We start from the raw sequence: 20,773 nt of genomic DNA on the forward strand, positions 1-20,773 counted from the left end.
CCTTGTTTAGTTGGCTGCCGAGTTGGCCCATCCATAGGCATTGCCCGAAGTGCCACCGCCGTTGGAGCCACCGATGGCGTTGCCCAGGCTGAAGCCGGTCGTTGTCGCGTTGCCGACAGAGGTCGCACCAGAGTGATTGCTGGTCGAGGTTCCGCCAGGGCCCGAGAGCGCCTGCGAGTTCGCGCCAAAGTAGGAATTGGTATGGGCCGTGCTGTTCACCGCCGCAATGCCATTGCCCATGGACGCGGTGCCAGCGACATTGTTGGTGCTCGAGTTTGCGTAGCCTCCCGCGCCCCCGCTGACCAGCTTGCCCGGGGCCTGGCCCTGGTAGTTGCTGCCCACATCCGAATGTGCGTTGGCATTGGTGGCTCCATAGCCTCCCGCAACGCCGCCCCCGGTAGTCGCCGCAAGGCTGGTGACGGTTCCGGTGGTGGAGGCGCTGCCGCCGACACTGGAGTGTCCTGCGGCCACGGGTCCCCAGGAACCGCTCATGCCGGTACTGTTCCCAAAGCCGCTTGCTTGAGCGCCTGCCGTCGCGCTATTGAAGCTCACAGCACTGCCCGTGCCTGAGCTCGCAACCGAGGAGTAAGTGCCCGACGAGGCATTGCTCCCCGTGTTGGTTGCGGCAAGGCTGGAACTGCTGGCCGCAGCAGATGCCACACCAGCCAATGCAACAACCGCCATGACAATCAAAGACTTCTTCATGATCATTCCTTTGAATGGCCAGTTCTCGGACAACCGGGAAATTTCCAAGCGAAAGACCATTTGCCACAGCCCAATGATCAGTGCCAACCTCCATCACGTTTTGGCCTGGCACATGTTGTTCCAAAACGTTCCTTCGGTTAATGGCAGTTTCAATAAGCCGGATGAAAACAGAAATACCTTGTTTGGGCATGCATAAAGGCCCTGTCAGCTGGGTAGTGCTATTTTTATAATTTATTGAGTTTAAGAACTTCATTGCTATCAACAATGAAGCGTAAATAGACATTTGAGGCATTGTTTTAAATTGTAAGTTTAAAAACAATATGGCCATTGAACTGCAGGGGCTTGATCGGGTGAAAGCTTCCATTCAATGGGGAAAATTATTTCCCCTTTGATTTCAAATACTGTTTATTGGTTGTTTTCAATTGTAAATACTGTGTGATTAAGTGCGATGAAGCAGTATTAACTGAATTTATGAACAATTCGTTTGAACTTTCCGGAGCTCGAATACGCAAGACGGCTTTGCCGAAATCACGAATATGGCCTGCCATGTTCCATATCGGGGTGAATCGGGCCCGGCCTCGGTATTTGCAGCAAGCTGAATCGGTGGATGCGGCAATGGCGCAGATCCAAGCAGTGCTGCGGCTTGCCGGCAGCTCTCCCTGCGCAGGTGCGAGCGATGGATTTTCCGTTTCTACCGCCCGCCAGAGTTTCAAGCCGACATCAAGCTTTTCGAACCTTCACCGGCAATCCTTGCCTGACCACCGCGCCTGATACCCAATCGATCCAGACATTGTCCTTTTCGGGCCGGGTCGGATCGGCAAAGCCCAGAGCATTCAGGTTCACTCCATTGCCATGCTGCGGGTTGGCATGGGTGAGCCGGCCGTCCACCTTGTGGGCCACGGCGCCCAGTTGCTTGTGGCCGTAGCCATGCTCGATAGCGATGGCGCCTGGCGCAATACCGGCGCGCACCAGAGCGACTGCCTGAAGCTTGCCGCCAGGGGTGCTGATTTCGATGGGGTCGCCATTGGCGATGCCCAGCTTTGCCGCGTCGGCCTTGTTGATGCTCACAGGATTGTGCGGGTGCACCTGGCGCAGGCGCGAGGAGGCAATGGACATGCTGCTCATCAGGTTGGACTTGTAGCTGGTCATGGTCAGCGGCCAGTCCTGCTCGGTGAACACGGCACGCATATCCGAGCCATCGGCCAGGCGCGCGGGATACCAGGTCGGGCAGCCGCTGTAGCGCTCGCCGGTCATGGAGTGGCGCATTTTGCTCAATCCCTCGTGCCAGAAGGTGGCCGGGAACTTGGCCTGCAGCTTGAGTTGGTCGTCCTTCCATGCATCTTCGACCTTGTCAAAGCGACCGCCACGGCTCATGACCATGGCGACGCGGCGTACTTCCTCTGGTGCGACACGCTTTTGCAGCGACGGCATCCATTTGTCGAGGCCGGTGATGGCGATGTCGTCATCGCTGGCTTCGGGCACGGGCTTGCCGGCCTGGTAGGCGATGTTGCACATGCCGCGCAGATAGAAGTCTTCGGCGTTTTCCAGATCGAGCGGCTCGCCGTCTTTGGTGGACATGGCATTCTTGCCAAAGCCGGGCAGGCCCAGCTGCTTGGCCACGGCAAATACAAAGCTCTCGAAGCCGATGGGTTGGCCGTCTGCCGTTTTGGTGGTGGCGGCATCAACGGTGGGCCAGCGCACGGTGCTGCTCTTGGCCACCACATCGGCCCAGGGCGCGCCAATGCCCCAGCTCTCATAGGTGACGGTATCGGGCACGATGTAGTCGGCGAGGGCCGAGGTCTCGTTGATGAAGGGGTCGACCGAGACGAACAGCGGCAGCTTTTTCACATCCTTGACAGCATCCGCCAGGGCGTTCTCGAAGCCGCACATGGCATAGATGGGGTTGCTGATGTGGTTGATCCAGGCCTTGACCGGGTAGGGGTAGCCCAGCATGCCCGCGGCCAGCATCTCGCTGCTGAGCCCGCCGGGGGCTGGATACCAGGGGGCCTTGGCGGGGTAAGGGGTCTGGCCCGCTTCCTTTTTGCGCTTGAATTCGCTCGTCTTCTCGTAGGGGAACTTGGTGCGTGACAGGGCCACGCCCTGGGGTTTGACTGCCCCTTCAAACTGCGCGAAGTTGTAGCGCGGGCCGGGGCCAAAGGGGCCGAACGGGCCGGCATCCATTACCCAGCCGCCGCGCACGTTCAAGTTGCCGATGAGGTTGTTGAGCATGGCAATGGCATAGGCGGTGTAGAAGCCCGAGCCGTTCATGGTGCCACCGTGCGAGTTGGCCACGGCTTGCTTGCCATGGCTGGTGAATTCGCGCGCCAGATCCTCGATCTCCTTGACCGGCACGCCGCACAGGGCGGCATATTCTTCCAGCGTCTTCTGGCGCGCCTCGGTGCGCAGTTTGACAAAAGCGGTGCAGACTGCCATCGGGGCCAGGTCCTCGGTGGCGTCCGCAGCGCTGGCGGGCGTGAACTCCCGCTCCACGATCAGCTCTGCCGCAGTGGCGACCGTGTGCGCAGCCAGAGAACCATCGTCCAGCTGCACCACATAGACATCCTCGGCGGGCGTTTTTTCATCAACGGGCTCAGGCAGGGGCAGGCCGATATCGGCTCCGCGCAAGAACTGGCCGTAGCGCGGGTGCCTGGGATCGTTGATCAGCAAGTGGGTGGCGTTGCCCCAGCTGGCTTCGCCCACTGCTGCCATGGCGGCTGGGCCGGGCTGGGTCAGAAACTGCTTGTCATAGCGCTCGTTGTCGATGATCCAGCGGATCAGGCCCATGGCCAGTGCCAGGTCGCTGCCGGGTTTGACGGGCAGCCAGCGGTTGTTGTCACCTGCCGCATGGCTGGACGAAGTGGGTAGCATGGGTGAGACCACCACATATTTATAGGTGTTCTCGCTACGCGAACGGGCCTCGGCCAGCTCCCGCCCCACGCGCTGGAAAGGGTTGCCGGACTGCGCCGGCGAGGTGCCGATGAACAGGCCGAAGCGCGAGTGCTTCCAGTCCGGCTTGCCATGGGGCATGCCGGCCATATCGCCCAGCGCCGCCCCCGTGCCCACACGGTAGGTCTGGCCGCAGTAGGAGCCGTGGTTGGACACATTGATGGTGCCGAACGATTGTTTGGCAAAGCGGTTGACCAGCGGAGTGCGGCCTTCGTTGGCGGCCTCCGTCACCAGCAGCTGGTTGGACTTGGGGCCGTATTCAGGGTTGGCTTCATCGATCAGCGTGTTGACGTCGCGGATGGCGCGCAGACCGTCCACATGGCCTTCGCCAAAGAGGTCGCCGCCTTCGCAGATTTCCTGGACCAGTTCTTCGAGCGTGATGCTCTTCCACTGTCCGGAGCCGCGTGGGCCCACCCGCTTGAGCGGCTTGAGAACGCGGTGTGGGGCTTTTTGATGCTCGAACATGGCCGATCCACGCGCGCAACTGGTGGCGCGGCCTTCCAGGCCGTTGTCACCGCCCAGCATGGCGTAGACCTCGCGCACCGGTGTTTCCATGGGGGCGGGGTGTGTGGTGGCCAGCGGGTGATAGGGGTTGCCGGCAATACGGATGATCCGGTTGTCGGCAGTATCGACGCGCACACGTACGCCGCACTGTGTCCAGCAGCCCAGACACGAGGAGGGGCTGACCACCTGGCCGGGCTGGGTCGTCAGTTTGCCGCTGATGGGATCGATGCGGAATTCGGGCATCAGCGAGTTGCCGCGCGTGGCGCTTTGGGTGGATTTGCCCGAGCTGCCAGTGATCAGCCCCTTGGCTCCCTTGGCCACGGTTTCACCATAGCCTGCGGCAAAAGCCGCCAGACCGCCTGCAACGGCACCGCTGCGCAGCAGCATGCGGCGGCGACCTGCGTCGGTGCGGCCAGCAACGGTGCGGTCGGCCTCGGTGTCTTGTGATTGTTCAGGGGAGAGTTTCTTGTCATTCATGGTCTTGCCCTTGGTATGAGGGAAGGGCAAGCGCAGCAGTGTTTCTATGATATTGATAGCTGCTATCGCTTGCTGTTATTGTGTTTTGGTGGTATTTGGCGTAATTTTTAAGTGATGCCCGCAGGCTCGCGGGCCGGGAACAGCTCCAGTGCCCAGGTGGCCATTGCGACCAGTGCCACGCACAGGCCGGCCACGCCCAGCATGCCCATCAGGCCTTCACCGCCCAGAGGCATGCTGTAGAGATAGAGGCCGGCGCCGAATTTGGGTACGCCCTGCACGCCCATGAACAGTGCCCAGCGGAATGCCCAGGCCGATGCGGCAAGGCCAGTGCCCAGCACCAGGGTGTAGCCCTTGGCTGCCATACGATGCTCGCCGCGCAGCAGCGCCATCACCACGGCTGTACCAAACACGGCCGAGCCCAGCATGGAGATGCGCCAGACAGGGAACTCTCTGAACAGGCGCATCGCCCTATCGAAGGAAGGGCTCTGGCCCGCGATGCCGGCAATTCCCCAGGTCAGGGCGCTGGCAATCAGGCCGGTGGCCAGCCACAGGCCCAGATGGCGCAGTCCTTGCAGGGCTGCTGCATCCGGCTGCAAGGCCCGGGGCAGAAAGCGGTACAGCACAAAACCCATGCCGACGGTCGCCAGCCAGCCGCTGAGCGCCAGATTGATCGGTACCCACAGCGTGTTCCACAGCGGGCGCGCGCGGATGACCATGATTTCGGCCCCCGTGTAGACCACGATGCTGAGCGCGGACAGCACCAGCACAGGCACCAGCAGGCGCATCCATTGCGGCCTGCCCAGCCACCACAGTGCACACATCAGCACGCAAAGCCCGACGAATGCGGGCATAAGCACGGCACCCAGGCTCATCCACGACCAGGGTGTGAGGTGTGCATAGAAATGCCAGAAGCGTGCAGGCTGGTGCAGATCGGCCAGCAGTGCGACAGGTGCGGCAATCGCGCTCACGGCCAGCACCAGCACAGCCGTGGGCAGCAGGCGCTGGCGCAAGCCGCGGGCTGGGCCCAATGCGCAGGCCGAGGCCAGCAGCGCAGCCCCCGTGGCCACACCGACCAGAAAGAAATACTGCACGGCCCAGGGCAGCCAGGCCGCTTCGTAGGCCGGGGTCAGGAGTTCAATGATTTGCATGAGGGAACTCCTTTTACAGATGTTCGGCAACAAGGCGGACCGTGGCCTGGCCGTCCACGCCGTTCACGAACTCATCGGGCAGGCCGATGTAGAAGACATGCGGCTTGGTCTGCATGCCGGGCTTGAGGACTTTGATCTCATCCTTGTGAGCCTCGATGCGCCGGTTGATTTCACTGTGCGCGTCGTTCAGGTCGCCGATCACGCGCGCACCGCCCACACAGCTTTCCACGCAGGCAGGCAGCAGGCCGGCTTCCAGGCGGTGTTCGCAGAAGGTGCATTTGTCGGCAGTCTGCGTTTCATGATTGATGAAGCGCGCGTCGTAGGGACAGGCCTGCACGCAATAGCCGCAGCCCACGCAGCGCTCGTTGTCGACAAGGACGATTCCGTCGGTGCGCTGAAATGTGGCCTGTACCGGGCATACGGGCACGCAAGGCGGTTCGTCGCAGTGGTTGCACAGCCGCGGCAGACTGACCATGGCTGCAGCCGTGTCGCCGGCCTGGTCGATTTCGTACTGCAGCACCGTGGTTCGGAACTGGCCGATGGGGGGCTGGTTTTCGACCGAGCAGCTCACCGTACAGGCTTGGCAGCCGATGCATTTGCGCATGTCGACCAGCATGCCGAAGCGTTTGCCTTCCATGCCGGGGCGCCGTGCGGGCTGGAATGCAGGGTCGCCGGGCCATGCAGCGCGGGCATTTCCCGCAATGCCCAGGCCAGTGGCCATGGCAATCAAGTCCTGCAAGAAGCCGCGCTTGGTGGACGCTGTCACTGCCTGCGCAGGTGCCCGGGCAATGGATCGGGTGCTGCAGGTGCAGGCCGAGCTGCTGGTTGAGCCGTCGGAGAGTTCTTGTTTCTGAAGTGGCATGGCCCTTACTTTCATCGTCGCAGTGGCAACAGAAAACTCTGATGCCTTACATATAAAAAGTATTAAATTAACTTTTTTTATATGTATATGACTATATGAAAGTTGCCATTTGTGCTACTTGATTTGGGTCAAGTATTCGCTTTCCCGGGAGTTTTGGGACTGCAAGTCATGCCAGGACATGACGGTTCGGCAAGCATGCCGGCGCTTCATTAATGAACTGTTAAGCAATCGATACATGGCCATCTGTAATCAGGTTTGCTGGCTTGCCGACGCTGAAGACGAAACTCCGTATCCTGCATGCCTGATGCAGCCCCGAATGCGGGGGCCTAGCTGCCGCCCGGGCAGCAGCGGTGTGGTCTGGCCCCTGAACGCTGGTTAGCGGTCCGGCATGGGGCAGTTTCGTTGCTGTCTGACAGTGCTGAGGGTCCGCGAGTTTCTTGGATGCGGTGTGTTTTCTGTAAGATGTTCACATGCTGCAGGTTTTATGAGCGGCCGGCCCCGATGCTTGCTGCTTCGCAGCTATCTTGGTGCACTGCCCAGTGCATGCGATATTCCAATTTCGTCACATTGAAAGGACCGATATGTCACGCTCTGTTTCCGACGCCGTTTCCACTGCCCAAGACGATCTGGAAAAACTGGTCAGCGATCTGCGCGGTCTGCTGTCTGCCCGTGAACTGGACAAGGTTCCCGAAATCAGCGCGCTGCGTCAGCGCATCGACGACAGCATGGCCAACGTGCGCGAATCTGCCGTGCGTGCCGCCCATGATGCTGCTCGCCAGGCACGTGAAGCTGCTGATGTGGCTGATCGTTACGCTCACGACGAACCCTGGCGCGTTGCCGGTGCAGCGCTGGCCGTGGGCGCTCTGCTGGGCTTCATGCTGGGTCGTCGCTAAGCATTGCCGAGTTGCAAAAGGACAAGTGCCTGTGAATCTGATTTCACTACTAGGTCTTGACTCCCTGATGGAGCGCTGGCGCGCCAACCTGAACGAGGCAGCGATTGCTGCCGAAGACCGGGTTGATCTTGCGCAGCTTGAATGGCAGCAGCACAAGCGCAGCATGCAAACGCTGGCGGTGCTGGCGATTGTGCTGGGCGCTCTCACCGTGGTGGTGCTCATTGTCCTGTCCATGGCTTTGCTCGTGCAGTTCTGGGACAGCGAGCATCGCCAGTTGGCGGCATGGCTGCTGGTCGGCGGCTGGGTTCTGATCTGGGGCCTGGGGCTGTGGCGTCTGCTGGTAGCCGTCAGGCAACTGTCCAGTCCATTCAGGCTGACACGGCGCGAGCTCAGGTCAGACTGGCAAGCGCTGAAGGAGAGGATTTAGCATGAACAGCGTCTCTCCCGATTCGCGATCCGCAGAGCTGGAGCCCGCCAAGCCCGCAGGTATGGATGCTCTGCTCTGGAATGAGGCGACCGCCGAGCAGAAACTGGTGCTATTGCGCATTGCCAAGCAGCGTGCACGCATCAAGGCCAGAGCTGCTGCCAAGGCTCAGACGCTTGCCTTGCGCAGGACAGCGACGCCGCATGTGGACGCGGATGCTCCCTTGCCAGAGCGCCTGTTGTCGTTCGTGCGCCTGCATCCGCTGGCAACGGCCGCAGCGGGTGGCCTGCTCATGGTTCTGGGGCCGGGCAAACTGATTCGCTGGGGCAGTGCTGCGCTGCCCTGGATCCTCAAGCTGCAGCAACGTACGCGCGGCTGAACAGCCCTGAAAAAACAGCCCGTCAGGCATATGCCGGACGGGCTGTTTCTTTTTGGCACGGTCAGAAGGCCAAGCTTCAGGCTCAGTGCAACTTCAGTGAAATTTCAGTGCATATGGGCGATGGCCTGGGCTGCTTCGGTGACCAGGTCGGGGCCGCGATAGATCAAGCCGCTGTAGATCTGCACCACATCGGCGCCCGCGCGGATCTTGCTCACGGCGTCAGCACCGCTGAGGATGCCGCCCACGCCGATGATTGGGAAGCGGCTGCCAAGGGCTGAACGCAGCTGGCGAATGATCTGGTTGCTGGCTTCGAGCACGGGTGCGCCGGACAGGCCGCCGGCTTCTTCGGCATGCTGCAGACCCTTGACGGCGTCGCGGCTGATGGTTGTGTTGGTGGCAATCACGCCATCCATGCCGTGGCGCTCCAGCGTCGCGGCGATCACACCGACCTGTTCCTCATCGAGGTCGGGAGCGATCTTCACGAACACCGGCGTGCGCTTGCCATGCTGGCTGGAAAGCTGTTCGCGGCGATTGGCGACCGCACCCAGCAGCGCATCCAGCGCCTCGTCGCTCTGCAGCGCACGCAGATTCTTGGTGTTGGGGGAGCTGATGTTGACCGTCACATAGTCGGCATGAGGGTACACGCCGTCCAGCGCCTTGATGTAGTCGCTGGTGGCCTCTTCGATGGGGGTAGTGGCGTTCTTGCCGATGTTCAGGCCCAGCAGCATCGCGCCGCCATTGCTTCCTGCTTTGGCGCGCACTTGGGAGCGACGCACATTGGCTAGGAACGCATCCAGGCCTTCGTTGTTGAAGCCCAGGCGGTTGATCAGCGCATTCTTTTCCGGAATGCGGAACATGCGGGGCTTGGGGTTGCCGGGCTGGGGACGGGGCGTGACGGTGCCCACTTCCACAAAGCCGAAACCCATGGCGGCCAGCGCATCGATGCAGCGTGCATTCTTGTCCAGGCCGGCTGCCATGCCGACGCGGTTCGGGAACTTGAGGCCCGCCAGCTCGATGGGGTCGCTGATCAGAGGCCGCTCCCAGGCTTTCTGCAGCAAGGTATTTTGACCCTTGGCCATGAGATTCATGGTGAGGTCGTGGGCCGCTTCGGGGTCCATGCCGAAAAGAATAGGACGCGTCAGTGAGTAAGGAATAAGAGACATGGAGATAATCGCAGGATTACCTGGATTTTCCCTCATGACGACATCTGCTGCACCTCTTTCTCAAGATGAACTGAAAACTTTGGTCGGACAAGCTGCCCTGAAATATGTGGTCGCCGGTGAAATTGTGGGCGTGGGCACAGGCTCCACGGTCAACAAATTCATTGATGCACTGGCCACTATCAAGGACCAGATTCCCGGTGCCGTCTCCAGCTCCGTGGCCAGTACCGAGCGCCTGAAGGCCCTGGGCATCAAGGTGTTCGATGCCAATGAAGTCACCAGTCTGGCCGTCTACATCGACGGTGCCGACGAGATCGACGGCAAGGGCCATATGGTCAAGGGCGGCGGTGCGGCGCTGACGCGCGAGAAGATCGTGGCGGCGCTGGCTCAGCGTTTTGTCTGCATTGCCGATGAGTCCAAGCGCGTGCCAGTGCTGGGCAATTTTCCGCTGCCCGTGGAAGTCATTCCCATGGCGGCTGCCCAGATCGCCCGTCGCTTTGAAGCCATGGGCGCTGACGTGACGGCGCAGATTCGCATGAAGGATGGTGCGCCGCTGGTGACCGACAATGGCCAGCATATTCTGGATGTCCGCGGCCTGAAGATCGCCGAGCCGCTGGCCTTCGAGTCCGAAGTCAACCAGTGGCCAGGCGTGGTGACCGTCGGCGTGTTTGCTCACCAGAAGGCTGCGGTGTGCCTGCTGGGAACCGCTCAAGGCGTGCAGACGCTGGAATACTGAGCGTCAGGCCGCTGCCTTCAAGCCACCTGCTTGCACAGGTGGCTTTTTATGAAATTGATAGCTGCTAACACTTGATGGATAAGCGTTGGCGCATGATTTCATTTGAAATTTATGAGTCCTAGAAGCGCAGACCCGCGGGGTTGTCAGGCGTGGGAGCACCAGGGGCAGGGACAGCGGGTGTCGTGATGCGTGCCGCAGGACGCTCTGCAGGCTTGGCTGCTTCGGTCGCGGCTGGTGCCGGCACGGTCAAGGGCTTGGCTGCGGGGGCTTTGTAGTTCTTTGGCAGCTGGGGCTGCTTGGGGTAGCCGGCAGCGCTCAGGTACTGGTCCCAGCTGTCGGCGCCAAACCCCTTGAGGTGCTGGTTGCCGATGGTGGCAAAGGGCAGGCTGTCCTGCCCACTGAGCTTTTTGAGCGCCGCCACATCGCTGCTGGTGTCTATGCTGCGTTCACTGAACGGGATGCCGCGGTTTTGCAGATGAGACCGGGCCTCGTCGCAGGGCTCGCAGTCCTTGCCCGTGTAGATCGTGACGGGATAGCGGTTGGCAGTCTGGCGCAGCTCGTATGGCAGTTGTGCGCTGGCCGAAGACGCCGCACCATCGGCGCTGCTCACGGCTTCGGTGCTGGGCTTGGCGTTGGGGCTGATGGCCCGGTCGGAGTAGGTGACCCGCCCGTCGGGACCCACGCTGCGGTAGAGATTCTGAGCCGGGCTGACTCCGCTCGCCAATGCGGCAAAGGTGGCTACAAGCGTCGTCAGCAGCAGTGCGTTGCGGGACGTCGGTTTCTCGGCCGAAGGCCGGGCAATGAAAGATCGTGGCATCTCAATTTGATCAATGAAGTGCAATGAAGAGGTCTGAGGGCGCGAACGCCAATGGGCAGAGCATAGCCTGCATGAAGGTCTGTCTGCAGCCAGGCTCCGGTCTGTCTTGATCGGTTCCCGGTGCGCAAGTCAGCCAGTGTCAGTCTAGGCCTTCCGCTCGCAGTCGCGGGCATGAAAAAGCGCCCTGGAAGGGCGCTTTTTTAGGAGGCTGCACAAGACTCAGGCGGCCTGGCTCATGCCTTGGTGGCGCAGCAGGGCGTCAATCTGTGGTTCGCGGCCACGGAAGGCCTTGAAGGATTCCATGGCAGGGCGGCTGCCACCGGCTTCCAGAATCGACTCGCGGTACTTGCGGCCGGTCTCTGGGTTGGGCGAGCCGTCGGCAAGCACGGTTTCTTCGAAAGCCGCATAAGCGTCCGCGCTCAGGACCTCGGCCCATTTGTAGCTGTAGTAGCCAGCGGCATAGCCGCCGGCAAAGATATGGCTGAAGGTGTGGGCCATACGGTTGTAGGCTGGCGATTGCAGCACGGACACCTCGGCGCGAACCTGGTTCAGCAGCGCCATGAAGTCATCTGCCGGGTTGTGCTCGGTGTGCAGCAACATGTCGAACAGCGCGAACTCGATCTGGCGCAGGGTCTGCATGCCGGACTGGAAGTTCTTAGCCGCAATCATCTTGTCGTACAGTGCACGGGGCAGGGCCTCGCCCGTGTCCACATGGGAGGTCATGTGCTTGAGCACATCCCATTCCCAGCAGAAGTTTTCCATGAACTGGCTCGGCAGTTCGACGGCATCCCACTCCACGCCGGCAATGCCCGAGACATCGCGTTCGTTGACCTGTGTGAGCATGTGGTGCAGTCCATGGCCGGTTTCGTGGAACAGGGTGATCACGTCATCGTGCGTCAGCAGCGCGGGCTTGCCATCCACGCCGGACGCGAAATTACAGACCAGATGGGCCACAGGCGTTTGCAGCTGGTGGGTGTCGGGGCGCAGCCAACGCGTGCGCACATCGTCCATCCAAGCGCCGCCACGCTTTCCCTTGCGTGCCTGCGGGTCGAGATAGAACTGGCCGACCAACTGAGGGCCTTGCGCGCTGGAGCGCTCGATGCGGTAGAACTCCACGCAGGGGTTCCATACTGGGGCTTCATCGCGGCGGATGGAGACGTCGAACAGGGTCTCGACAATCTTGAACAGACCGGCCAGCACCTTGGGTGCCGGAAAATACTGCTTGAGCTCCTGCTCGCTGAAGGAATAGCGGGCTTCCTTGAGTTTTTCGCCGATGAAGGCCCAGTCCCAGGGCTTGGGGTCGGCAATGCCGAGGTCGGTCCTGGCAAAGGCGCGCAGATCGGCCACATCCTTTTCGGCATAGGGGCGGGCGCGTTGCGCCAGATCGCGCAGAAAATCTATGACCTGCTGGGGTGAATCGGCCATCTTGGGCACGACCGAGACCTCGCCGAAGTTCTTGTAGCCCAGCAGTTGGGACTCTTCCAGGCGCAGGGCGAGAATTTCCTTCATCACGGCGGTGTTGTCAAAGCGCTTACCGTCGCCCTCGGCCTGGTCGGAGGCCCGGGTCACATAAGCCTGATAGATCTTCTCGCGCAGTGCGCCGCTCTTGGCGAACTGCATCACCGGCAGATAGCTGGGCATCTTCAGCGTCAGCTTGTAGCCTTCCTTGCCATCGGCTTCGGCGCCAGCCTTGGCCGCGGCGATCACATCGGCCGGAACGCCGTCCAGCTCGTCAATCCTGGCGTAGTAGGCAAAGGCATCGGTGGCGTCCAGCGCGTTCTCGCTGAATTTCTGTGCCAGCTCGGCCGAGCGCGCCTGGATCTGTGCAAAGCGTTCTTTGGCTATGCCCTGCAGTTCGGCACCCGAGAGCACAAAGCCGCGCATGGCATGCTCCCAGGCGGCGCGCTGCTCCTTGTTGAGGCTGGCCGGGGCTATGGCCTTGTACTTGGCGTACAGGCGTTCGTCGGCACCCAGATTGGTCCAGAACTCGGTGACCTTTGGCAGGGCTTCGTTATAGGCAGCGCGCAACTCGGGCGTGTCGGCCACGCTGTTGAGATGATTGATGGCCGACCAGGCAGTGCCCAGCTTTTCGGTCGCCACGTCCAGCACGGCAGAGATGGCTTCCCACTGCGCGGGGAAGTCCGGTGCAACCACGGTCTCCAGCGCCTCGCTGGCACGGGCCAGCAAAGTGTCGATGGCGGGCGCCACATCCGCAGGCTGAATGCGGTCAAACAGGGGCAGGGAGGAGGATTCGAGAAGTGGATTGCTCATGCTGTATTAGGTGCCGGCAAGGTCGGGAAAATCAAGCGCTCTCAGGGTATTTATTGCTATCGCCTTCATAGCGTCAGCCTGTGGTCAGAAGCGTGCTTGCGCCTGGGGCGCGAACAGGCGTCGCGACCAAGCGAAGCCGCCGCCCTCTCGGGCGCTCGGCGCCAGAGAGGGGGAGGGCGAAGCGGTTTCGAGGGATCAGCCTGCGGCGCGCTCTGCCGATTCCATGGTGTTGACCAGCAGCATGGTAATCGTCATGGGGCCGACACCACCGGGCACAGGGGTGATGTAGCCCGCCACTTCCTTGACGCCGTTGAAGTCCACATCGCCGCAGAGCTTGCCTTCGGCGTTGCGGTTCATGCCCACATCGATGACCACGGCACCGGGCTTGACCATGTCGGCGGTCAGCACGTCGACCTTGCCCACGGCCGCGACGATGATGTCGGCCTGGCGAGTCATGGCGCCCAGATCGGCGGTGCCGCTATGGGTGACGGTGACCGTGGCGTTGGCTGCCAGCAGCATCATGGCCATGGGCTTGCCCACGATGTTGGAGCGGCCGATGACCACGGCGTGCTTGCCGCGCAGATCCTTCATGCCGATGGATTCCAGCATCTTCATGCAGCCGTAGGGGGTGCAGGCCTTGAAGCCGACCTCGCCGACCATCAGCGCGCCGGCGCTGGCCACATGGAAGCCATCCACATCCTTGGCGGGGGAAATGGTTTCGATGACCTTGTGGTCGTCGATGTGCTTGGGCAGTGGCAGCTGCACCAGAATGCCGTGAATGCTCGGGTCGTTGTTCAGCGCTTCGACACGTGCCAGCAGTTCGGCTTCGGTCATGGATGCATCGTACTTTTCCAGCACCGAGTGGAAGCCCACGTCTTCGCAGGCCTTGACCTTGTTGCGCACATAAACCTGGGAAGCCTGGTTGTCGCCCACCAGAATCACGGCCAGGCCGGGCGTGATGCCCTTGACCTTTAGCGCTGCCGCGCGTGTGGCGACTTCCTTGCGCAGTTGTTCGGAGAGGGCTTTGCCGTCGATGAGTTGGGCTGTCATTGCTGGAGTACCAATAAAAATGCTGCTAGCCCTTGATATACAAGCACTAGCAGCTATCAGAGTAGGAGTTGGCTAAAGCGCGAGGCCTGGCCAGTGCTCCGTGGATTATCTCGCGATTGGAATGGTTTCCAATTTCGCGGGGAGCACTTAATTGACGGCAGCTGCCGCCTTGGCTGCAGCGCTGGTCTGACCCTGGCCCAGTGCGATCTTGAGCAGATCGGCCACGGTGTTGGCGTTGAGCTTTTCCATGATGTTGGCGCGGTGGGCTTCCACGGTCTTGATGGAGATGCCCAGATCGTCGGCAATCTGCTTGTTCAGACGGCCGGCAACGATGCGCTCGAGCACCTGGGCTTCGCGACCCGTGAGCTTGGCCAGCAGCGCATCGCGGCTGGCGGCTTGCTGGTGGCCGGTAAAGGCTTCGCGGGCGTGATCCAGCATGCGCTCGACCAGACCCAGCAGTTCTTCTTCGTTGAAAGGCTTCTGGATGAAGTCCAGTGCGCCTTTCTTCATGGTGTTCACGGCCATGGGCACATCGCCGTGGCCGGTGATGAAGACGATGGGCAGAGGCGACTTGCGCTCAATCAGGCGGTCCTGCAACTCCAGGCCGGTCATGCCGCCCATGCGGATGTCGACGATCAGGCACGCCACTTCACGTGGGTCGTAGCGCGACAAGAAGGTCTCGGCGGAGTCAAAGCAACGCACACGGTAGTCCTTGCCTTCCAGCAGCCATTGCAGCGAATCACGGACTGCTTCGTCGTCGTCAACTACGTAAACAGTGCCTTTTTTGGGAATCAAACTCATGCAATCGTCCTCTTTATGGGTTCGCTTGTCGTGGTGAGTGTTGTCGTCTCCACACCCGTTGCCAACGGTAGCCAGAACGAGAACCGGCAACCAGTGACCTCGCTTCCATTGTAGAGGTTCTCGGCATGCATTCGGCCCTGATGTGATTCGACAATCGAGCGGCAAAGGTTCAGGCCTATGCCCATGCCCTCACTCTTGGTGGAGAAGAAGGCTTCGAACAAGTGTTCCAACACTTCCGGCGGCAGGCCCTTGCCTGTGTCTTCCACGGTGAACTCCACACCCGGCAGGCTTTCAAAGACCTGGGGGCGAACGCGCAATTCCACATTGCGCTGACCCAGCGGGCGGTCGGACATGTCAATTGACTCAGCACTGTTTTTCATCAAATTGATGAGAACCTGCTCGATGAGGATGGCATCGGCCATTACCGGCGGCATGCGCTCGGCGATATGCGAGGTCAGCTGCACATTGCGGCGGCGCAGCTCGATGCCGGCCAGCTCCAGCGCTTCGCTCACCATCTCGTTCACCTGGGCCAGCATGCGATTGGGCTCGCTCTTTTTCACGAAGGAGCGGATGCGCTGAATGATCTGCCCGGCACGCTGGGCCTGATGAGCGGTTTTTTCCAGCGCAAACTTCATCTGGTCCGGCGTGAGCGTGCCGTTTTCCAGGCGTGTCAGCATGCCGGAGCTGTAGTTGCTGATGGCAGTCAGAGGCTGGTTGAGCTCATGCGCCACGCTGGACGCCATCTCGCCCATGGTGATGAGGCGGCTGGCGGTCTGAGCCTTTTCTGCCTGGGCCGCGGCCTGCTCCTCGGCCAGGCGGCGCTGGGTGATGTCGGTGGCAATCACCATCTGGGCCAGGCGGCCATCCACCCAGCTCAGATAGCGCGAGCGGACTTCCAGCCATTTGCTCAGGCTGGGCACGAAGATTTCAGCATTCCCGCTGTGTGCGGCAGTTAGCGTGTCCGTGGGCAGGCCCATGAGGGCGTCTTCGTCCTCTGGCTCGGGCTGGCGTCGAATGGGCAGCTTGCCTGCCTGGGCGACCAGCTGCAGATGCCCTTCAGTGTGCGATCCAAACCATTGGCGGTACAGCTTGTTAGCAAACAGCAGCTCGGCACTGCCAAGAGGTGCTACGGAAACAGAGGCATCCAGCGCTTCCAGCACGATGGTGAAGCGCTCGTACGAGGCAGACAGCTGTTCGCGAATCCGGTTGGGCTCTGTGATATCCGTCATGGACGACATCCAGCCCGTGTGCTGTCCATGCGCATCAATCAGCGGCGATACATACAGGCGTGCGTCGAACAGGCTGCCGTTCTTGCGCTTCACGCGGACCTGGAAACCGCCGACGATGGTCTTGCCCGACAGTTCCTCGCGCAGCTGTGAGTGCAGATTGTCGTAGTCGTTGTCGGGCCAGTAGGAATAGGGTGGAACCTGGCCAACCAGGTCTTTCTCGCTCCAGCCCGTCATCTGGCAGAAGGCCGCGTTCACATAGGTGATGCGGCCGTGCAGATCCAGTGCACGCATGCCGGTCAGCACGGAATTTTCCATGGCCCGGCGGAAGTTGGTTTCGGCAACCAGGGCCTCCTGGGCGCGCTGACGGCGGCGCGTGTGGCGCCAGGTGGCCAGCAGCAGCCAGGCCGTCATGGCCGACAAGGTGCCCACCAGCCAGAACAGGCCGCTGCCGACAACGCCCAGCGAGGTCTGATAGGCCTGTGCGCGCATCATCAGCGCCGTGCCTACGGGAGAGACCGGCACCTCATATTCATTGGCAATGGCGCGCCAGTGCAGCAGCTCGGTAGGCGTCTTGCGCGGCGCCAGTGGCGTGCCGGCCAGCACATGGTCGTCGGCATCGCGCATGGTGATGGCGTAACGCGCCATCACTTCGGTGGGCGTGCCATAGCGCAGCAGACTGTCCACCGAAAATTCGGCCAGCAGCTCGCCCTGGTAGCGGCTGTTGGAGCTGATGGGGACATGCAGCTGCAGCAGCGGAGGCAGCTCGTTGGGCTGGGCTCTTTCCTGCACATAAATAGGCTGCAGCATTTCGCGGGCCTGCTCATAGGCTTGCAGGGTCTCGCCCTGATGCAGGCCTTCGCCGACAGCACGCAGCTGATCCGTGGCCACTGTCGGGGCGGACTGGCTGTACAAAACCTGACGCTTGTCGTTGATCCAGGTGATGGATTGCAGCTCGGGGTATTGGCTGATCAGCGCTTCGGTGCGGCCGTCGAAGTCGGCCTTGCGCATTTCGCGGGTGCCGATGTCGCGCGCCATGCGCATCAGCTGCTCCTGGCGCTCCAGCAGTCGAAGGCGCACGCGTTGCTGGGCATATTCGACATCGCGGCGCAGAGCTTCCTGCTCGCGGTCCACCTCTTCCGTGCGCAAATACCAGAAGGACGCAATGATTGCAGCCATGAACATCAGCACGGATGCCAGCGGCGCGAGAGCGGCGTAACGGTCCTGCCGGGTCGGCGACAGGCTGCGCCACCAACTACGCCACCAGCGCACAGGGGATGCAACGGATTGCGCGCTTTTTGCGTCCTCTTTTTCTCGTTCGTGATTGCTTGTTTGCATGCCTCCAGTGTAGGTGAGAGACCCAGTGGAATCTGTGACTATTTCTGTCGCGTAAAAGACAATCTATAGAGCCGTCACTGTATGTGCATTTGCAACATTTTTTTATATAGTGAAATCACAAAGCACAATTTGAAATTTAAAAAAAATGTGCGAAACTCGCCAGCGATCGACACAGTGAATCGGTTTAATCCGGGGAGCACCCGAAGGTGCTGTGCCACGCGTTATGCGGTGTGGCGCTTGCTGCACCCGTGTGATGCCGCACTCACTGCTTCGTGATAAAGCTACCCCCTCTCGAAGGAGACACTCACAATGACAGCTCAGACTGATCCCAAAGGCGCTGGCTTTCCGGCCGGCCTGGACCAACAAGAATCGCGCGAGTGGATGGATGCCCTCTCCGCGGTGATCGACCGCGAAGGTGCGGACTATGCTCACAAGCTGATCGAGGATCTGCTTGAACACGCTCGCCAGAACAGCGTGGACATGCCTTTCTCGGCCAATACCGGCTATGTGAACACCATCGAGACCGATCAGGAAGAAAAGTGCCCCGGCAACCTCGAAATCGAAGGTCGTCTGCGTGCCTATATGCGCTGGAACGCCATGGCCATGGTGGTCAAGGCCAACCGTATTCACCCCCCCGAAGGTGGTGATCTGGGTGGTCACATCGGCTCCTTCGCTTCGCTGGCCAATATGTTTGCGGCCGGCTTCAACCATTTCTGGCATGCCGAGAACGAAAACCACGGCGGCGACTGCCTGTACATCCAGGGTCACGTCTCGCCCGGCATCTATGCCCGCGCCTACCTGGAAGGCCGCATCTCCGAAGAGCAGCTGCTGAACTTCCGCCAGGAAGTGGACGGCAAGGGTCTGTCGAGCTACCCCCACCCCAAGCTGATGCCCGACTTCTGGCAGTTCCCCACGGTGTCCATGGGTCTGGGCCCGCTGATGGCCATCTACCAGGCACGTTTCCTGAAGTATCTGCACGCACGCGGCATTGCCAACACCGAAAACCGCAAGGTCTGGGTGTTCTGCGGCGACGGTGAAATGGATGAGGTGGAATCCCTGGGCGCCATCGGTCTGGCTTCGCGCGAGAACCTGGACAACCTGGTCTTCGTGATCAACTGCAATCTGCAGCGCCTGGACGGTCCTGTGCGCGGCAACGGCAAGATCATTCAGGAGCTGGAAGGCGAATTCCGCGGTGCCGGCTGGAACGTCATCAAGCTGCTGTGGGGCAAGGGCTGGGACGAACTGCTGGCCAAGGACAAGGACGGCGTGCTCAAGAAGATCATGATGGAGTGCAACGACGGCGACTATCAGGCTTTCAAGGCCAACGATGGTGCCTATGTTCGCCAGCATTTCTTCGGTCGCGATCCTCGAGCCCTGAAGATGGTCGAGCACATGTCCGACGACGAAATCTGGAACCTGCGCCGCGGTGGCCACGATTCGCAGAAGGTCTATGCAGCATTTGCCGCGGCCAACGGCCACAAGGGTCAGCCTACCGTGCTGCTGGTCAAGACCGTCAAGGGCTTCGGCATGGGCAAGATCGGTGAAGGCAAGAACAACGTTCACCAGACCAAGAAGCTGAGCGACGAGGACATCAAGGCCTTCCGCGACCGCTTCAATATCCCGATCCCCGACAGCCAGATCGCGGACATCCCCTTCTATAAGCCGGCCGACGATACGCCGGAAATGAAGTATCTGCACGAGCGCCGCAAGGCTCTGGGCGGCTACCTGCCACATCGTCGCCAGCAAGCTGACGAGCAGTTCACCGCTCCTGCACTGGACACCTTCAAGGCCATCCTGGAGCCCACACCCGAAGGCCGTGAGATATCCACGACCCAGGCTTATGTGCGTTTCCTGACGCAGCTGTTGCGCGACAAGAACATCGGCCCCCGCGTGGTGCCCATCCTTGTGGACGAAGCCCGTACCTTCGGTATGGAAGGCCTGTTCCGTCAGGTCGGCATCTACAACCCCCACGGTCAGCAATACACCCCGGTCGACAAGGATCAGGTGATGTACTACCGCGAGGACAAGGCCGGCCAGATCCTGCAGGAAGGTATCAACGAAGCCGGCGGCATGTCCAGCTGGATCGCTGCGGCCACCAGCTACAGCCATAGCAACCGGGTCATGATCCCGTTCTATGTGTACTACTCGATGTTCGGCTTCCAGCGCATCGGCGACCTGGCCTGGGCGGCTGGCGACCTGCAAGCGCGCGGCTTCCTGCTGGGCGGCACCTCGGGCCGTACCACGCTGAACGGCGAAGGCCTGCAGCACGAAGACGGTCACAGCCACATCCTGGCCAACACCATCCCCAACTGCGTGACCTACGACCCCACCTTCGCTCACGAAGTGGCCGTGATCATGCAAGACGGTCTGCGTCGCATGGTGCAGAACCAGGAAAACATCTTCTACTACATCACGCTGCTGAACGAAAACTACCCCATGCCCGGCCTGGAAGCCGGCACGGAAGAGCAGATCCTCAAGGGCATGTACATGGTCAAGCCTGGCCAGAAGGTGCCCGAGAGCGGCCTGCGCGTTCAACTGCTGGGCTCCGGCACCATCCTGCGCGAATCCTTCTTCGCCCAGGAACTGCTGGAAAAGGACTGGGGCGTTGCCGCCGATGTGTGGAGCTGCCCGTCGTTCAACGAACTGACCCGCGAAGGTCAGGAAGTGGACCGCTTCAACATGCTGCACCCTCTGGAAGCCGCCAAGGTTCCGTTCGTGTCCCAGCAACTGGCTGCCCACCCCGGCCCCGTGATCGCGTCGACCGACTACATGAAGGCCTACGCCGAGCAGATCCGTCCCTACATGCCCAAGGGCCGTACCTACAAGGTGCTGGGTACCGACGGTTTCGGACGTTCGGACTTCCGCGCCAAGCTGCGTGAACACTTCGAAGTCAACCGTCACTACATCGTGGTGGCTGCACTGCGCGGTCTGGCCGATGAAGGCAAGATCAACGCCACGACCGTGGCCGAAGCGATCAAGAAGTACGGCATCAACGTCGACAAGATCAACCCGCTGCACGCCTAAGAAGGGGAGACA

16 protein-coding genes are annotated in these 20,773 nt (G+C 61.0%); 6 read left to right on the top strand and 10 right to left on the bottom strand.

Going from position 1 to position 20,773, the window contains the following annotated elements; all coding sequences use genetic code 11:
* Nucleotides 1-6 precede the first annotated feature (6 nt).
* Nucleotides 7-705 carry a hypothetical protein gene (locus tag O987_RS13180; RefSeq protein ID WP_003055371.1) on the bottom strand — a complete coding sequence of 233 codons (699 nt, stop codon included), beginning with the start codon at nt 703-705 and terminating at the stop codon, nt 7-9.
* Between O987_RS13180 and O987_RS29150 the strand changes: the two genes are divergently transcribed.
* The gene (locus O987_RS29150; RefSeq protein WP_162473288.1) at nt 590-901 is read left to right on the top strand and encodes a hypothetical protein; all 312 of its coding nucleotides are present in this window, start codon (nt 590-592) and stop codon (nt 899-901) included. The two genes, O987_RS13180 and O987_RS29150, sit on opposite strands and share 116 nt — an antisense overlap.
* A gap of 524 nt (nt 902-1,425) precedes the next feature.
* On the opposite strand, the gene O987_RS13190 is transcribed toward O987_RS29150, so the two are convergent.
* From O987_RS13190 to dsrO, 3 genes are all read right to left on the bottom strand, one after another.
* Entirely contained in the window at nt 1,426-4,632 is a 3,207-nt protein-coding gene (locus tag O987_RS13190; protein ID WP_043376443.1) for a tetrathionate reductase subunit A, read from the bottom strand.
* A 107-nt stretch (nt 4,633-4,739) separates the two neighbouring features.
* Complete coding sequence (gene nrfD / locus O987_RS13195; RefSeq protein WP_043372744.1) at nt 4,740-5,780, bottom strand: NrfD/PsrC family molybdoenzyme membrane anchor subunit; 1,041 nt, start codon at nt 5,778-5,780, stop codon at nt 4,740-4,742.
* A gap of 13 nt (nt 5,781-5,793) precedes the next feature.
* Nucleotides 5,794-6,642 (bottom strand): sulfate reduction electron transfer complex DsrMKJOP subunit DsrO, encoded by an 849-nt coding sequence (gene dsrO, locus O987_RS13200; protein WP_043372746.1) that lies wholly within the window; start codon nt 6,640-6,642, stop codon nt 5,794-5,796.
* 581 nt (nt 6,643-7,223) lie between these two features.
* Between dsrO and O987_RS13205 the strand changes: the two genes are divergently transcribed.
* From O987_RS13205 to O987_RS13215, 3 genes are read left to right on the top strand one after another with little or no spacing between them, the layout of a single operon-like run.
* Entirely contained in the window at nt 7,224-7,535 is a 312-nt protein-coding gene (locus O987_RS13205; RefSeq protein WP_003055367.1) for a DUF883 family protein, read from the top strand.
* 25 nt (nt 7,536-7,560) lie between these two features.
* Nucleotides 7,561-7,962, top strand: a complete 402-nt coding sequence (locus O987_RS13210; protein WP_019043180.1) for a phage holin family protein — start codon at nt 7,561-7,563, stop codon at nt 7,960-7,962.
* Between the two features lies 1 nt (nt 7,963).
* Nucleotides 7,964-8,338 (top strand): hypothetical protein, encoded by a 375-nt coding sequence (locus O987_RS13215; protein ID WP_003055365.1) that lies wholly within the window; start codon nt 7,964-7,966, stop codon nt 8,336-8,338.
* 104 nt (nt 8,339-8,442) lie between these two features.
* On the opposite strand, the gene O987_RS13220 is transcribed toward O987_RS13215, so the two are convergent.
* Nucleotides 8,443-9,501 (bottom strand): quinone-dependent dihydroorotate dehydrogenase, encoded by a 1,059-nt coding sequence (locus O987_RS13220; protein WP_029158554.1) that lies wholly within the window; start codon nt 9,499-9,501, stop codon nt 8,443-8,445.
* A gap of 34 nt (nt 9,502-9,535) precedes the next feature.
* On the opposite strand from O987_RS13220, the gene rpiA reads away from it, so the two are divergent.
* Nucleotides 9,536-10,234, top strand: a complete 699-nt coding sequence (gene rpiA / locus O987_RS13225) for a ribose-5-phosphate isomerase RpiA (RefSeq protein WP_012838302.1) — start codon at nt 9,536-9,538, stop codon at nt 10,232-10,234.
* A 118-nt stretch (nt 10,235-10,352) separates the two neighbouring features.
* Here the strand turns inward: rpiA and O987_RS13230 are convergent, their stop codons facing one another.
* From O987_RS13230 to O987_RS13250, 5 genes are all read right to left on the bottom strand, one after another.
* A complete protein-coding gene (locus O987_RS13230; RefSeq protein WP_051962179.1) occupies nt 10,353-11,051 on the bottom strand; it encodes a glutaredoxin family protein in 699 nt (232 codons plus the stop codon).
* Between the two features lie 219 nt (nt 11,052-11,270).
* On the bottom strand, nt 11,271-13,322 hold the full coding sequence (locus O987_RS13235; RefSeq protein ID WP_043372747.1) for a M3 family metallopeptidase: 2,052 nt from the start codon (nt 13,320-13,322) through the stop codon (nt 11,271-11,273).
* A gap of 195 nt (nt 13,323-13,517) precedes the next feature.
* The gene (folD, locus tag O987_RS13240) at nt 13,518-14,372 is read right to left on the bottom strand and encodes a bifunctional methylenetetrahydrofolate dehydrogenase/methenyltetrahydrofolate cyclohydrolase FolD (protein WP_003055356.1); all 855 of its coding nucleotides are present in this window, start codon (nt 14,370-14,372) and stop codon (nt 13,518-13,520) included.
* A gap of 147 nt (nt 14,373-14,519) precedes the next feature.
* Entirely contained in the window at nt 14,520-15,173 is a 654-nt protein-coding gene (locus O987_RS13245) for a response regulator transcription factor (RefSeq protein ID WP_003055354.1), read from the bottom strand.
* Entirely contained in the window at nt 15,170-17,737 is a 2,568-nt protein-coding gene (locus O987_RS13250) for a PAS domain-containing sensor histidine kinase (protein ID WP_003055353.1), read from the bottom strand. The genes O987_RS13245 and O987_RS13250 overlap by 4 nt, the downstream gene beginning before the upstream one ends.
* 309 nt (nt 17,738-18,046) lie before the next feature.
* Between O987_RS13250 and aceE the strand changes: the two genes are divergently transcribed.
* A complete protein-coding gene (gene aceE, locus O987_RS13255) occupies nt 18,047-20,761 on the top strand; it encodes a pyruvate dehydrogenase (acetyl-transferring), homodimeric type (protein ID WP_003055351.1) in 2,715 nt (904 codons plus the stop codon).
* Nucleotides 20,762-20,773: the final 12 nt, after the last annotated feature.

Source organism: Comamonas testosteroni TK102 (assembly GCF_000739375.1).
Lineage (GTDB): Bacteria > Pseudomonadota > Gammaproteobacteria > Burkholderiales > Burkholderiaceae_C > Comamonas > Comamonas brasiliensis.